11 protein-coding genes and 1 pseudogene are annotated in these 13683 nt (G+C 66.0%); 9 read left to right on the top strand and 3 right to left on the bottom strand.

What is annotated here, in order from left to right:
• Nucleotides 1–275 precede the first annotated feature (275 nt).
• Together ubiB and ubiE are read right to left on the bottom strand one after the other, a co-directional pair.
• The gene (gene ubiB, locus jaqu_RS12665) at nt 276–1808 is read right to left on the bottom strand and encodes a 2-polyprenylphenol 6-hydroxylase (RefSeq protein ID WP_043919363.1); all 1533 of its coding nucleotides are present in this window, start codon (nt 1806–1808) and stop codon (nt 276–278) included.
• Complete coding sequence (gene ubiE, locus jaqu_RS12660; protein WP_043919362.1) at nt 1805–2557, bottom strand: bifunctional demethylmenaquinone methyltransferase/2-methoxy-6-polyprenyl-1,4-benzoquinol methylase UbiE; 753 nt, start codon at nt 2555–2557, stop codon at nt 1805–1807. The genes ubiB and ubiE overlap by 4 nt, the downstream gene beginning before the upstream one ends.
• Before the next feature lie 77 nt (nt 2558–2634).
• On the opposite strand from ubiE, the gene mutM reads away from it, so the two are divergent.
• From mutM to gyrB, 9 genes and pseudogenes are all read left to right on the top strand, one after another.
• Nucleotides 2635–3483: a bifunctional DNA-formamidopyrimidine glycosylase/DNA-(apurinic or apyrimidinic site) lyase gene (gene mutM / locus jaqu_RS12655; RefSeq protein WP_043919361.1), complete on the top strand. Its 849-nt coding sequence runs from the start codon at nt 2635–2637 to the stop codon at nt 3481–3483.
• Between the two features lie 59 nt (nt 3484–3542).
• Nucleotides 3543–4319 (top strand): enoyl-CoA hydratase-related protein, encoded by a 777-nt coding sequence (locus jaqu_RS12650; protein WP_043919360.1) that lies wholly within the window; start codon nt 3543–3545, stop codon nt 4317–4319.
• A 275-nt stretch (nt 4320–4594) separates the two neighbouring features.
• On the top strand, nt 4595–4861 hold the full coding sequence (gene rpsT, locus jaqu_RS12645; RefSeq protein ID WP_043919359.1) for a 30S ribosomal protein S20: 267 nt from the start codon (nt 4595–4597) through the stop codon (nt 4859–4861).
• A 219-nt stretch (nt 4862–5080) separates the two neighbouring features.
• Nucleotides 5081–5527, top strand: coding sequence for a rhodanese-like domain-containing protein (locus jaqu_RS12640; protein ID WP_043919358.1), 447 nt, complete (start codon nt 5081–5083; stop codon nt 5525–5527).
• Between the two features lie 30 nt (nt 5528–5557).
• The gene (gene dnaA / locus jaqu_RS12635) at nt 5558–6880 is read left to right on the top strand and encodes a chromosomal replication initiator protein DnaA (protein ID WP_043919357.1); all 1323 of its coding nucleotides are present in this window, start codon (nt 5558–5560) and stop codon (nt 6878–6880) included.
• Between the two features lie 63 nt (nt 6881–6943).
• Nucleotides 6944–8062 carry a DNA polymerase III subunit beta gene (dnaN, locus tag jaqu_RS12630; RefSeq protein ID WP_043919356.1) on the top strand — a complete coding sequence of 373 codons (1119 nt, stop codon included), beginning with the start codon at nt 6944–6946 and terminating at the stop codon, nt 8060–8062.
• Nucleotide 8063: 1 nt separating this feature from the next.
• Nucleotides 8064–9134, top strand: a complete 1071-nt coding sequence (gene recF / locus jaqu_RS12625; protein WP_043919355.1) for a DNA replication/repair protein RecF — start codon at nt 8064–8066, stop codon at nt 9132–9134.
• Nucleotides 9131–9928 (top strand): annotated as a pseudogene (locus jaqu_RS12620) (nucleotidyltransferase domain-containing protein). The gene recF and the pseudogene jaqu_RS12620 overlap by 4 nt, the downstream one beginning before the upstream one ends.
• 174 nt (nt 9929–10102) lie before the next feature.
• Complete coding sequence (gene gyrB, locus jaqu_RS12615) at nt 10103–12514, top strand: DNA topoisomerase (ATP-hydrolyzing) subunit B (RefSeq protein ID WP_043919354.1); 2412 nt, start codon at nt 10103–10105, stop codon at nt 12512–12514.
• A gap of 159 nt (nt 12515–12673) precedes the next feature.
• Here gyrB and serB read toward each other — a convergent pair whose 3' ends face one another.
• The gene (serB, locus tag jaqu_RS12610) at nt 12674–13558 is read right to left on the bottom strand and encodes a phosphoserine phosphatase SerB (RefSeq protein WP_043919353.1); all 885 of its coding nucleotides are present in this window, start codon (nt 13556–13558) and stop codon (nt 12674–12676) included.
• Between the last annotated feature and the right edge of the window lie 125 nt (nt 13559–13683).

Here is a 13683-nt window from a genome sequence, read left to right as displayed (position 1 = left end):
TTGCTTCAGCGACCTGTCGGAGGCGCTTGCCGCCGGCGGAAGGGGATGTGGCGCCATCGTTTGGGAAGCCGCGACTGTCCTGACGGAGGCAGCAGGGCTTGTAGAGCGTGGAGGAGAGCCGGCACCGAACGTCGTGATATCGCGGGCTTGAGCAATGAGATCTGTTTGCAGCGAGCCCGACTCACGGGGCCGAATGCCTCGCCCGCCTGGAGCGGAGATGGCAGACCAGCCAGCCCCGCAAGCTTCGCTCACAAAGATACCGCGCCGGACCCTGCCTAAGCCCAGATCGCCAGCGCTCCGATCAGCGCGGTAACGCCCGCACCGGCCAGAAACCACGCGGCGGAGCTTCCGATATTCTGTCGGGCAGACGGGACAACCACGGTCTGGCGTGTCCCCTTGAGGACGTCTTCCACCGCCCGTGGGAGGTGAGGCCCGAACCGGGCGAGGACCTGCGTTGTTCGGTAGAGATCCCGCGCAAAGGCCTTCGGCCCGAGATTTTCGCGGATATACCGTTCCACCTCGGGACGTGCCGCGTTCCAGATATTCATATGCGGATTCAGCGAGCGGGCGACCCCCTCGACCACGACCATAGTCCGCTGGAGCAGAATCAGCTCCGTCCGCGTCTCCATCCCGAAGCGCTCGGTCACCTCGAAGAGATAGGCCAGCAACCGGCCCATCGAGATGCGCGAGGCATCCATCCCGAAGATCGGCTCGCCCACGCTGCGCAAAGCTTGGGCGAACAGGTCGACATCGCGATCGGCGGGCACGTAACCGGCCTCGAAATGCACCTCGGCCACGCGGTGGTAATCCTTGCGGATGAAGCCCATCAGGATCTCGGCGTAGACCCTGCGGGTATATTCGTCGAGGCGCCCCATGATCCCGAAATCCAGCGCCACGATATCGCCGTTGGGCGCGATCTTGAGGTTCCCCTGATGCATGTCGGCGTGAAAATAGCCGTCTCGCAGGGCGTGGCGCAGGAACATCTGCATCACCCGGTCGGCCAAGGCGACACGGTCGTGACCGGCCGCGTCGATGGCATCGAGATCGGCCATCGGGATGCCCTCGGCCCATTCGAGCGTCATCATCTCACGGCCCGACAGGTTCCAGTCGACGCTCGGTACGGTGAAGCCGTCGTCGCGCGCCGTGTTGGCGGCGAACTCGCTGGCGGCGGCCGCTTCGGCCCGCAGGTCGAGCTCCTGCTCCACTGTGGCGTCGAAATGGGCGATGACGTCCGACGGCCGCAGGCGCCGCGTCGAGGGGGCGACCGTCTCCATGAGCCAGGCACCCAGGTAGAAGGCGTCGATATCCTTGCGAAACGCCTTGGCGATGCCGGGACGCAGGACCTTGACGGCGACCTTCGTCCCGTCCCCCGCAATGCGCGCCTGATGGACCTGCGCGATGGAGGCCGCGGCGACGGGCTCCGAGAACTCGCGGAAGATCGTGTCCGACGGCATTCCGAGTTCGCGCTGAACTGTCTGGCGCGCCAACTCGGTGGGGAAGGGGGGCAGCTTGTCCTGAAGGACGCGCAGCTGCATCGCCAGCTCGGCACCGACGAAGTCCGGCCGCGTCGACAGGATCTGCCCGAACTTGATGTAGCTGGGCCCGAGCGCGGTAAGCGCGCGCGTCACTGGCGGCAGAGCCGGATCGCCCTCGTATCCAAGCCATTTGAACGGCCAGCCGAGGATACGCGCGAGAACCCGCAAGCTGCGCGGCGCGTCGAGCTGATCGAGCACGACCTCCATGGCGCCCGTGCGCTCGAAGGTGCCGGCGGTCCGGATCAACCGCCAAATGTTATGAGGGCCCTTCACAGCTTCCAGCCGGAATGCAGCGCGGCGATCCCGAAGGAGAGATTGCGGTATTTCACGTTTCCGAATCCGGCGTCGACGATCATTGCGGCAAAGCGATCCTGATCCGGGAACTTGCGGATGGACTCGACGAGATACTGATAGCTGTCGCGGTCATTCGCGATGGCCTGCCCCATCCGGGGGATCACGTTGAACGAGTACAGATCGTAAGCCCGTTGCAGCAGCGGATTCGGAAGCTGACTGAATTCCAGCACCATCAACCGCCCGCCCGGCCGGAGAACGCGGTAAGCTTCGCGCAGGGCATCGTTGATCCGGGTCACGTTCCGAATTCCGAAGCTGATCGTATAGGCGTCGAAGAAGTTGTCCTCGAAAGGCAGGGTCATCGCGTCCCCCACCACCCAGTCCAGCCGGTCGGAGAGGGATTCGGCATCTGCCCGGTCGCGGCCCGCATTCAGCATGTCCTCGGTCATGTCGAGAACGGTCGCCGTCGATCCCTCGGCTCGCTTCAGGAAGCGGAAGGCGATGTCACCGGTGCCACCCGCCACGTCCAGCAGGCGCTGGCCCGGCCGGGGCGCCAGCCAGTCCAGCATCGCGTCCTTCCACAGACGGTGGATCCCCAGCGACATGGCGTCGTTCATCACGTCGTAGCGCGAGGCCACCGAGGAGAAGACGTCATGGACGAGTCCCGCCTTCTCGTCCTCCGGCACGTCGCGATTGCCGAAATGGGTGGTGCGGGGGCTCTCTTGCGTCATGCGTTGCGCATCCTCATGTGACCGCCTGACTTATAGGGCGGCGCGCCCTGCCTGCAACGCGAGGGGCCGCGACAAACATGCCGGAACTGCCAGAGGTCGAAACCGTCCGCCGCGGCCTGACGCCCGCGCTCGAAGGCGCGCGGCTCGACCGCGTCGAAGTGCGACGGCCCGATCTGCGCTGGCCCTTTCCGGACCGCATGGCAGAGCGTCTGACCGGTGCGACCGTGACCGCGCTCGGGCGGCGCTCGAAATACCTGCTGCTGCATCTGGACACGGGCGAGACGCTGATCGTGCATCTGGGCATGTCTGGCCGCATGGTGGTCGACGATGTCCAGCAGGGGCAGTTTCACCGCGAAGTGGGCTGGCTGCCGCAGCACGACCATGTCGTTCTGACGACGGGCCGTCACCGCGTCACCTTCAACGACGCGCGGCGCTTCGGAACGATGGATCTGTGGCCCACGGCCGATCTGGAGCGGCACTGGCTGATCGAGAAGCTGGGTCCCGAACCCCTTGGCAACAGCTTCAACGAGGCGCATCTGGTCGCCGCCTTTCGGGGGCGGCGCACGCCGGTGAAGGCGGTGTTGCTGGACCAGCGCATCGTGGCCGGCTTGGGCAACATCTATGTGTGCGAGGCCTTGCATCGCGCCGGCATCAGCCCGCTCCGCAAGGCCGGTCGGATCGCGCCGGCCCGTGTGGCTGCGCTGGTTCCCATCGTGCGCGACGTCTTGTCCGAAGCCATCGCCGCCGGCGGATCGTCGCTGCGCGACCACCGCCAGGCCGACGGGACGCTGGGTTACTTTCAGCACGGCTTCGCTGTCTACGATCGGGAAGGGGCATCCTGCACCACCTCCGGCTGCGATGGTATCGTGCGCCGGGTCGTTCAATCGGGCCGGTCCAGCTTCTACTGCGCGACGTGTCAAAGATGACTTGAATCGTGAACGGTGGCGGTGCAGCCGTAGGGGTCTGACCCGCTTCGGAGGCCGTCATGGGATACGAAACCATCAACGTCGAGGTGACGGACCACGTCGCCGTCATGCAGCTCGACCGGCCCGAGGCGCGCAATGCCCTGTCCTCGCAGCTTCTGGGTGAGCTGGCCAAGGCGCTCCGATCCGCGCAGGACAACGAGAAGGTGCGCTGCATCGTCATCACCGGCTCCGAGAAGGCATTCGCGGCGGGGGCCGACATCGCCGAGATGTCCGAGAAGTCGTTCACCGACGTTTTCATGGGCGATCTCTTCGGGCCCGAGACGGGCGCCCTGATGCGTATCCGCAAGCCGATCGTCGCGGCCGTGGCGGGCTATGCACTGGGCGGGGGATGCGAGCTTGCAATGATGTGCGACTTCATCATCGCCGCCGATACGGCCAAGTTCGGTCAACCCGAGATCAATCTCGGCGTCATCGCGGGGCTCGGCGGGACCCAACGCCTGACCCGGGCCGTCGGCAAGGCCAAGTCCATGGACATGCACCTGACGGGCCGCTTCATGGACGCCGAAGAGGCAGAACGCGCAGGCCTCGTCAGCCGCGTGGTGCCGGGCAAGAAGCTGATGGACGAAGCGATGGGCGCCGCCCAGAAGATCGCGGAGAAATCGATGATCGCGGTGACCGCCGCCAAGGAGGCGGTGAACGCCGCCGACGAGATGCCGCTGAGCCAAGGCCTCCTTTTCGAGAGGCGGCTCTTCATGGGTCTCTTCTCGACCGAGGATCAGTCCGAGGGCATGACCGCCTTCCTCGAAAAGCGCGAGGCGCAGTTCCGCGACCGGTAGGGTCCGTAGGGGTCAGCCCCGGCGACTCGTCTCGACGCCCTGATCACCACCCGATTCCCGGCGGTCGATGAATGACGTAGCGTCAGGGTTTGCGTCCGGGCTGCCCGGGGCGCGGGGCTTCCCTTTGCGCCGGGAATCGTCTAGGCGGCGCCCATCCATGCGCGTGAGGCCCGCTCAGGCCAGAGGTCCGGTATCGAACCCGGCGCCCGAGGAATCGTCCCGTCGCATGCTTGTCGTAACGCCCCTGAGGGCCCCGAAACCGAAGGACCGAACCCATGGCCAACTCTCCACAGGCGAAGAAGCGCGCGCGTCAGAACGAAAAGCGCTTTGCCGTCAACAAGGCGCGCCGGTCGCGCATCCGGACCTATCTCCGCAAAGTCGAGGAAGCGATTGCCGGCGGCGATCAGGCCGCGGCTGCCGAGGCGCTCAAGCAGGCGCAGCCCGAACTGATGCGCGGCGTGACGAAGGGCGTGATTCACAAGAATACGGCCGCCCGGAAGATGTCCCGCCTCAGCCACCGCGTGAAGGCGCTCGGCGCCTGAGTCACGCGCCGGGGTGTGATCGGAACGCACCATCAAGAGATTCGCGAAGGCGCATCCTCGGATGCGCCTTTTTCGTTGCAGCGTAGCGGCTTGAGGCTCGTGCGACAGATTCGTGACGAGGGAATCCCGAGTCAACAAAGAAGAGTCGTTGAAGCCCCCTCGGGCCGGGCGATATCCACTCCCACACAGCGAGTCAGTTCGCACCTTTGGGGACAATTCATGACGACGGGCGGCGGTCCGCAAATCGCCGAGGTGGGGCCTCGGGATGCGTGGAAGATTTTGTCGGAAGACGAAGACGCCGTCCTTGTGGATGTCCGGTCCGCCCCCGAATGGGGTTTCGTGGGTGGGCCCGATCTGTCCGAGCTCGGCCGTGACGCGATCCGCGTCGAATGGGCGGCCTGGCCCGGCATGTCGCCGAACCCGACATTCGTCGGGGCGCTGATGGATCAGCTTCCGGGGCTGCCAACCCGGATGCTGTTCATCTGCCGCTCCGGCGCACGTTCGATGCAGGCCGCTCAGGCGGTCGCCCGGACTCTCTCCGAGAAGGGAGAGCAGGTGGAATGCATCAACGTGGCCGAAGGGTTCGAAGGTGATCTGGACGGCTCGTCTCACAGGGGGGGCCTGAACGGTTGGAAGGCCCGGGGTCTGGCTTGGCGTCAGACCTGAACGAGAAGAGAGCAGAAAGGGCCGAAAGACATGACAGGCGAAACGTGGGACCTCGTGAAGAGCGGGATAGAGAGGGATGTGGGCGCGAACAACTTCGCTACCTGGATCAAACCCCTTCAATTTCGCTCTCTTGATGACCGGACCCTGTCGCTTGCATCGCCGACCGATTTCATCGGTCGCTGGGTTGTGCAGAACTTTTCCGACATCATCCTGCGGCATGTCGATGCCGCCGGGATCCGCGCCAGCCGCGTGATCTGCACCGCCGGCGCTGCGCCGGTCGCAGAATCCGCGCCGGCCTCGCCCGTCCGCTCGCGCACCGAGGACGGCCTCGATCCGCGGTTCACCTTCGACAGCTTCGTCGTCGGCAAATCCAACGAGCTGGCCCATGCCGCCGCGCGCCGTGTCGGCGAAGGTGGCCCCGTCAGCTTCAACCCGCTCTTCCTCCATGGCGGCGTCGGGCTCGGCAAGACGCATCTGATGCAGGCCATCGCCTGGCAACTCCGGGAGCGTGATCCCGGCTGCCGCGTCCTGTTCCTGTCCGCCGAGCAGTTCATGTATCGCTTCGTGCAAGCCCTGCGCGAGCAATCCACCATGTCCTTCAAGGAGATGTTTCGCTCTGTCGACGTGCTACTGGTGGACGATGTCCAGTTCATCGCCGGCAAGGAAAGCACGCAGGAAGAGTTCTTCCACACGTTCAATGCGCTTGTGGACAACGGCAAGCAGGTGGTCATCTCGGCCGATCGCTCCCCCTCGGACATTTCCGACGTGCAGGAGCGGATCACCTCGCGGCTTCACTCGGGCCTGGTCGTCGATCTGCATCCCGCCGATTACGAACTGCGCCTCGGAATTCTGATGCATCGCTACGAGCAGTGCCGCGAGGAAGCGCCCGACTTCATTCTCGCCGACGGCGTGATCGAATTCCTCGCGGGCCGCATAAACACGTCCATCCGCGTCCTCGAAAGCGTCATGACGCGCCTCTTCCACTATTGGGGCCTCGTGCGCCGCGAGATTCGGGTGGAGCAGCTGCCCGACGTCTTAGGCGACCTCCTTCGGGCGTCCGAGCGCAAGCTGACCATCGACGAGATCATGAAGAAGGTCTGCGATCACTACTCGCTCCGGATGTCCGACATGACTTCCGCCCGCCGCTCGCGCAGCGTGGCGCGGCCCCGGCAGATGGCGATGTACCTCGCCAAGAAGCTGACGCCCCGCTCCTACCCAGAGATCGGCCGCAAGTTCGGCGGCAAGGACCACACCACCGTCCTCTACGCCGTTCGCAAGATCGAAGAGCTGATCCAGTCGGACCCGCAACTTGCCGAGGACGCACAGCTTCTGCAACGCCGCCTCGAAAGCTAAGTCGGACATTGCGCCGCAGGCATGCGCGGGTATTCTGCGCGTCCCAAGGCAGGTGAGGGTCAGATGAAATTCTCCATCGAGCGGGCCGCGCTTCTCAAGGCGGTCGGTCAGGCGCAATCGGTCGTCGAGCGGCGGAACACGATCCCCATTCTCGCCAATATCCTCGTCGAGGCCGAGGGCGATCAGGTCCGCTTCAAGGCCACCGACCTGGATATCGAGGTCATCGACAGCGCCCCCGCTCAGGTCGAGCGCGCAGGCGGCACCACCGTCAGCGCCCAGACCCTGCACGAGATCGTGCGCGCGCTCCCCGATGGTGCGCTCGTCGCGATCGAAGAGGATCAGGCCCAAGGCCGGATCAACATCACCGCCGGCCGGTCGCGTTTCCAGCTTCAGACGCTCCCCAAGGAAGACTTCCCCGTGATGGCGTCGTCTGACTACGCGGCGAACTTCTCCTGTCCCGCGCCGGTCTTGCGGCGTCTCTTCGACAAGTCGCGCTTTGCGATTTCGACGGAAGAGACGCGCTACTACCTCAACGGCGTCTACCTGCATGTGGCCGAAGGCGAGGGCGGCCGCGTCCTGCGTGCCGTAGCCACCGACGGACACCGCCTCGCCCGCGTCGATGCGGACCTGCCCGAGGGGGCAGACGACATGCCCGGCGTCATCGTGCCCCGCAAGACGGTGGGCGAATTGCGCAAGCTGGTGGATGACGACGAGGCGCAGATCGCCGTCTCCGTCTCCGAGACCAAGATCCGCTTCGCCACGCCCGAGATCACGCTGACATCGAAGGTGATCGACGGCACCTTCCCGGACTATGCGCGGGTCATCCCTCAGGCCAACCCCCGGACGATGGAGGTGGACGCCTCCGACTTCGCCGCCGCCGTGCGTCGCGTCGCCATCGTGTCCTCCGAACGCTCCCGCGCGGTGAAGCTGTCGCTCGACGAGGATCGCCTCATCCTTTCGGTCAACGCTCCGGACTCGGGCACTGCCGAAGAGGAACTCGCCGTGGCCTACGGGGACGAGAAGCTCGAGATCGGCTTCAACGCCAAGTATCTCGAAGAGATCGCCGCACAGGTCGACCGCGAGAATGCGGTGTTCCGCTTCAACAATGCGGGCGACCCGACCCTGATGCAGGAGGGCGGAGACGCCTCGGCCATCTACGTCGTGATGCCGATGCGCGTCTGAGGTGCGGGTCGCCTCCCTCGCGCTCTCTCATTTCCGTTCGCACCGACGGACGCGGCTCGCCTTCGACGCACCGCTGATCGCCGTCCATGGCCCCAACGGCGCCGGCAAGACCAACCTGCTCGAAGCGGTGTCCCTCCTCTCGCCGGGCAGAGGGATGCGCCGCGCCGCCGCCGAGGAAATCATTCGACGCCCCGAAGCGGTGGGATGGCGCGTCCTCGCCACGCTCGGCGATCACGAGGTGGAGCTTCGCGCAGAGCCCGGCCAGCCCCGCAGCACCCGCATCGACGGCAAGGCCGCGCCCCAGGTTGCGCTCGCCCGACTGACGCGGGTGCTGTGGCTGACGCCCGCCATGGACCGGCTCTGGCTCGAAGGGGCCGAGGGGCGCCGCCGCTTCCTCGACCGCATGACGCTCAGCTTCTTTCCCGACCATGCCGAGGCGTCATTGGCCTATGAAAAGGCGATGCGCGACCGCAATAGGCTGCTGCGCGACGGGGTCCGCGACGCGCTTTGGTACGAGGCGCTCGAGGTGCAGATGGCGCGTGTGGGTGCGGCCCTCCATGCACGCCGCACCGAGGCGCTGGCTTTGCTGGCCGCCGCGCAGGACGAGGCCGGGCCTTTCCCCGCCGCGGCACTTGCGCTGTCCGGCCCCGACGAGGATCCGCGCGACGAGGCCGGCCTGCTCGACGCGCTCGCCGCGTCCCGCCCCCGCGACATGGCCGCCGGCCGCACGCTGGTCGGGCCTCACCGCACCGATCTCGACGGCGCCTATGCCGCCAAGGACATGGCGGCGCGTCTCTGTTCGACGGGCGAGCAGAAGGCGCTCCTGATCTCGCTCATCCTCGCCAATGCCCGCGCTTTGGCCTCGCGCGAGGGCGAGCCTCCGATCCTGCTTCTCGACGAGGTGGCCGCCCATCTGGATGCGGGTCGCCGGGCCGCGCTCTATGCCGAACTGGCGGCGCTTGGTACGCAGGCGTTTCTGACGGGCACGGGGCCGGAATTGTTCGATGGGCTCGACGCCCAGCATCTTGAGGTCACAGAGGAGGCCGGCGAGAGCCGGGTGCAGCAGGCATGACCGATCCCGTCCCGGCGCCCATGCGGGCTCGCATCCAAGTCGAACTCGAACGCATCTCTACGGAAGAGGGCGTCCGCATCCTGCTGGCCGCCGAAAGTGGCAGCCGCGCCTGGGGCTTCCATTCTCCCGACAGCGACTAGGACGTCCGCTTCGTCTATGCCCGACCCGTCGACTCGCACTTGTCGCTCGAGCCCGGCCGAGACGTGATCGAACGCCCGCTCGACGACGAACTCGACATCTCCGGCTGGGACCTCCGCAAGGCGCTGAACCTGATGCTGGCGGGCAACGCGGTCCTAGGCGAATGGCTCCGCTCGCCAATCGTCTATCGCCGCGATCCGCTGACCGACGATCTGGCGCGACTGGCGGCCGCCACTTTGCGCAGGCGCCCTGCCACCTGGCACTACCTGAACCTTGCCGCTCGGCAGGAGGCGCGGATGAATACGGCCGACGGGATCAAGCTCAAGGCGCTGTTATACGCCCTTCGCCCCGCCCTCGCGCTGCGCTGGATGCACCGGAATGATGCGGCCTTTCCGCCGATGGACATGGCCGCCCTGATCAATGGCGCGGCACCGCCGACAGAGGTGATTGCCGCCACCGAGGCGTTGATCGCCCTCAAGCACACCCGCCCCGAAGGCGGCCAGATACCGTCTGCCGATCCGGTCCTCCTCGACTTCATCGGGGCCGAACTCGCCCAGGCGCGCGACTGGCTGGCCCGGACGGCGCAGATGTCCGATGCACCCGCCGACCAAGCGGCCGCAGAGGCCTTTTTCCGGCGGGTCGTCCGCGCGGTCTGACCCACTCATCCTGCCGGAGATATCCCGGGGAGCGCGAGGGGCTGGCCCCGCGCTTCCGCCCGTGCCGGTGGCACACCGTGGATGGCGAAGGACACCACCAAATCTGGTGCGGATCCCGTGACATCCCCCTGCGAAACGCATATATCTTGAGCGGGAAACGAAAAGAAGAGCAGCATGTCCGAGCAAACCTCGAATCAGGCAGAATACGGCGCCGATTCCATCAAGGTCCTCAAGGGCTTGGAGGCCGTCCGCAAGCGGCCCGGGATGTATATCGGCGACACCGATGACGGGTCCGGCCTGCATCACATGGTCTACGAGGTCGTGGACAACGGCATCGACGAGGCGTTGGCCGGTCACGCGACCGAGGTGAGCGTCCGCATTCATGCCGACAGCAGCGTCTCCGTGCGTGACAACGGGCGCGGCATTCCCACCGACATGCATGCCGAGGAAGGCGTGTCGGCGGCCGAGGTCATCATGACCCAGCTCCATGCTGGCGGGAAGTTCGACCAGAACAGTTACAAGGTCTCCGGCGGCCTCCATGGCGTCGGCGTATCGGTCGTGAACGCTCTCTCCGACTGGCTCGAATTGCGCATCTGGCGCAGTGGCAAGGAGCATGTCGCCCGCTTCGAAGGCGGCGAGACGGTCAAGCATCTCGAAGTGGTCGGCGACACGACCGAGACCGGCACCGAGGTCCGCTTCATGGCCTCCACCGGTACGTTCTCCAACCTCGAATACCAGTTCGAGACGCTCGAAAAGCGTCTGCGCGAGCTGGCCTTCCTCAATTCCGGCGTTCGCATCGTGCTCGAAGACGAGCGCCCCGCCGAGGCTTTGCGCGCCGAAATGCACTACGAGGGCGGTGTGCGCGAGTTCGTCCGCTATCTCGACCGCTCCAAGACCGCCGTGATGGACGATCCCATCTACATGGAGGGGGAGCGCGACGGCATCGGCGTCGAGGTCGCGATGTGGTGGAACGATAGCTACCACGAGAACGTGCTGCCCTTCACCAACAACATCCCGCAACGCGACGGCGGCACCCATTTGGCCGGTCTGCGCGGCGCGCTGACGCGGACGATCACCCGCTACGCTCAGGATAGCGGTATCGCCAAGCGCGAGAAGGTCAGCTTTACCGGCGACGACGCGCGCGAGGGGCTGACCTGCGTGCTGTCGGTCAAGGTGCCCGACCCGAAATTCTCCAGCCAGACGAAGGACAAGCTCGTGTCTTCCGAGGTGCGACCTGCGGTCGAGAACCTCGTGAACGAGAAACTCGCCGAGTGGTTCGACGAGAACCCGCAGATCGCCCGTCAGGTGGTCGGCAAGATCGTCGAGGCGGCGCTCGCCCGCGAGGCGGCGCGCAAGGCTCGTGAACTTACGCGCAAGAAGGCGGGCAACGATGTCTCGAACCTGCCCGGCAAGCTGGCCGAGTGCCAGGAAAAGAACCCCGAAAAGCGCGAGCTCTTTCTGGTCGAGGGCGACAGCGCCGGCGGCTCGGCCAAGCAGGGCCGTTCCCGTGCGAACCAGGCTGTCCTGCCCCTGCGCGGCAAGATCCTGAACGTCGAACGCGCGCGCTTCGACCGGATGCTGTCGAGCCAGGAAATCGGGACGCTCATCACCGCGCTCGGCACCGGGATCGGCCGTGACGAGTTCGATCTCGACAAGCTGCGCTATCACAAGATCATCATCATGACGGACGCGGATGTGGACGGCGCCCATATCCGTACGCTGCTGCTGACGTTTTTCTACCGCCAGATGCCCGAGATCATCGAGGCCGGGCACCTCTACATTGCGCAGCCGCCGCTCTTCAAAGTCGCGCGCGGCAAGTCCGAGGTCTATCTCAAGGATCAGACCGCCCTCGAGGATTACCTGATCGACCAGGGGACCGAAGGGGCCGTTCTTCGCCTGAAGTCCGGAGAAGAGATCGCCGGCGCCGACCTCGAACGCATCGTGCGCGCGGCGCGACTCTTCAAGCGGATCCTCGATGCATTCCCGACGCATTACCCGCGTCACGTACTGGAGCAAGCTGCCTTGGCCGGCGCTTTCGATGCGGAAGGGGCGCAGGACCTTCAGGCCACCGCCGAACGCGTGGCCGAACGACTGGACCAGGTCGCGGCGGAATACGAACGCGGCTGGCAGGGACGCATCACCCAGGATCACGGAATCCGCCTTGCCCGCGTTCTGCGCGGTGTCGAAGAGGTGCGGACGCTCGATGGGGCTGTCCTCCGTTCGGGTGAGGCGCGGCGCCTTGCGCAGGTCTCATCGGAGACACGCGACGTCTACCGCGACCCAGCCACCCTGATCCGGCGCGAGAGGGGGACCGACATCCACGGACCGACCGATCTGCTGAACGCTATTCTGACCGAGGGCGAAAAGGGCCTGACGCTCCAACGGTACAAGGGATTGGGCGAGATGAACCCCGATCAATTGTGGGAGACGACGCTGGACCCCGAGGCGCGCACGCTGCTTCAGGTCAAGGTGGAGGATATGGCCGAGGCCGATGACATCTTCACCAAGCTCATGGGCGATCTGGTCGAGCCGCGCCGGGAGTTCATTCAGGACAACGCCCTGAACGTGGAAAATCTATCGGTCTGACGAAGTGCGCATGACGGTCGTTCGCGTCCGTCCGGCCCGCTTCTATCTGCGGCGCTTCTTCGGCAGGATGACCTGAAGCACAAATTTCAACGGGTCGATCTCTGCCATCGCCCCACTCCTCGTGGTTGGTTCTAACCCGGCAACTACCAGTGGTGCGCGTCAGTTCCGTGACGGATCAACGAACTCGTCCTCACGGTACCCTTGCAAATACAGCAGCGCCGTCAGATCGCCGTGGTTCACCACCAGATCGGCTTCGGCCTGTACCGCAGGTTTGGCGTGCAGCGCGACGCCCATGCCCGCGCGGTGCAGCATTCCCAGATCGTTCGCTCCGTCGCCTACAGCGATGGCATCGTCCGCAGCGATCCCAAGCTCCGTGACCAGTTCTTCCAGCCGCGCGATCTTGGCCTCCCGGCCCAGGATCGGCTCGCCCGGCGCGCCGGTCAGGCGCCCGTCTGCCACCAGAAGCGTGTTGGCCCGGTGGCTGTCGAAGCCCAGATCGGCCGCGACCGCACCGGTAAACGCCGTGAAGCCGCCCGAGACCAGCGCGGCATGGGCGCCGCCCGCTCGCATCGTCGCGACTAATACGGCGCCGCCTGGCATCGGCGTGATCCGTTCGGCCAGCACGCGGTCGATCACGGATACGTCCAACCCGGCCAGCAGGCCGACCCGCTCCCGCAGGGCGCCCTCGAAGCCGATCTCGCCGTTCATCGCCCGTGCCGTGATCGCGGCCACGCGGTCGCCGACCCCGGCCTCGGCCGCCAGCTCGTCGATGCATTCCTGCCGGATCATGGTGCTGTCCATGTCGGCCAGCAGCAGGCGCTTGCGCCGGCCCTCCGCCGGGACGACGTTCACATCCACGCCCATCGCATCCAGACCAGCGCGCGCCTCGGCCGGGTCATGGCGCGCGGGCATGTCGAACTCTGCGGCGATGCCGCGCGCCAGCCAACGGGCATCCCCGCCGCCCCAGGCATTGCGCAAAGCCTCGATCGTGGGCGCATCCAGGCTGGCCCGGGCTGGATCGCAAGTCAGGATCGTCGTGAACATCTCTTTCCTATCGGCAACGGATCGACGCGTCGCCGCCCCTCATGCCCGCGATTTTTGTCTTGCGCGACCCCTCTCGGCGCAATACCGACGGCGGCGGGACACGCCCCCCCAACGGGGCGCGAATA

Source organism: Jannaschia aquimarina (assembly GCF_000877395.1).
Taxonomy (GTDB): Bacteria; Pseudomonadota; Alphaproteobacteria; order Rhodobacterales; family Rhodobacteraceae; genus Jannaschia; species Jannaschia aquimarina.
Note: the sequence above shows the minus strand (reverse complement) of the source record. Positions and strands in the feature narration are given on the sequence as shown.

Bases quoted from the DNA above. Each gene is read 5' to 3' on its own strand.
- jaqu_RS12640 (WP_043919358.1), top strand. From the start codon at position 5,081: ATGACGACGGGCGGCGGTCCGCAAATCGCCGAGGTGGGGCCTCGGGAT.
- gyrB (WP_043919354.1), top strand. From the start codon at position 10,103: ATGTCCGAGCAAACCTCGAATCAGGCAGAATACGGCGCCGATTCCATC.
- jaqu_RS12650 (WP_043919360.1), top strand. From the start codon at position 3,543: ATGGGATACGAAACCATCAACGTCGAGGTGACGGACCACGTCGCCGTC.
- ubiE (WP_043919362.1), bottom strand. From the start codon at position 2,557: ATGACGCAAGAGAGCCCCCGCACCACCCATTTCGGCAATCGCGACGTG.
- rpsT (WP_043919359.1), top strand. From the start codon at position 4,595: ATGGCCAACTCTCCACAGGCGAAGAAGCGCGCGCGTCAGAACGAAAAG.
- dnaN (WP_043919356.1), top strand. From the start codon at position 6,944: ATGAAATTCTCCATCGAGCGGGCCGCGCTTCTCAAGGCGGTCGGTCAG.
- dnaA (WP_043919357.1), top strand. From the start codon at position 5,558: ATGACAGGCGAAACGTGGGACCTCGTGAAGAGCGGGATAGAGAGGGAT.
- serB (WP_043919353.1), bottom strand. From the start codon at position 13,558: ATGTTCACGACGATCCTGACTTGCGATCCAGCCCGGGCCAGCCTGGAT.
- mutM (WP_043919361.1), top strand. From the start codon at position 2,635: ATGCCGGAACTGCCAGAGGTCGAAACCGTCCGCCGCGGCCTGACGCCC.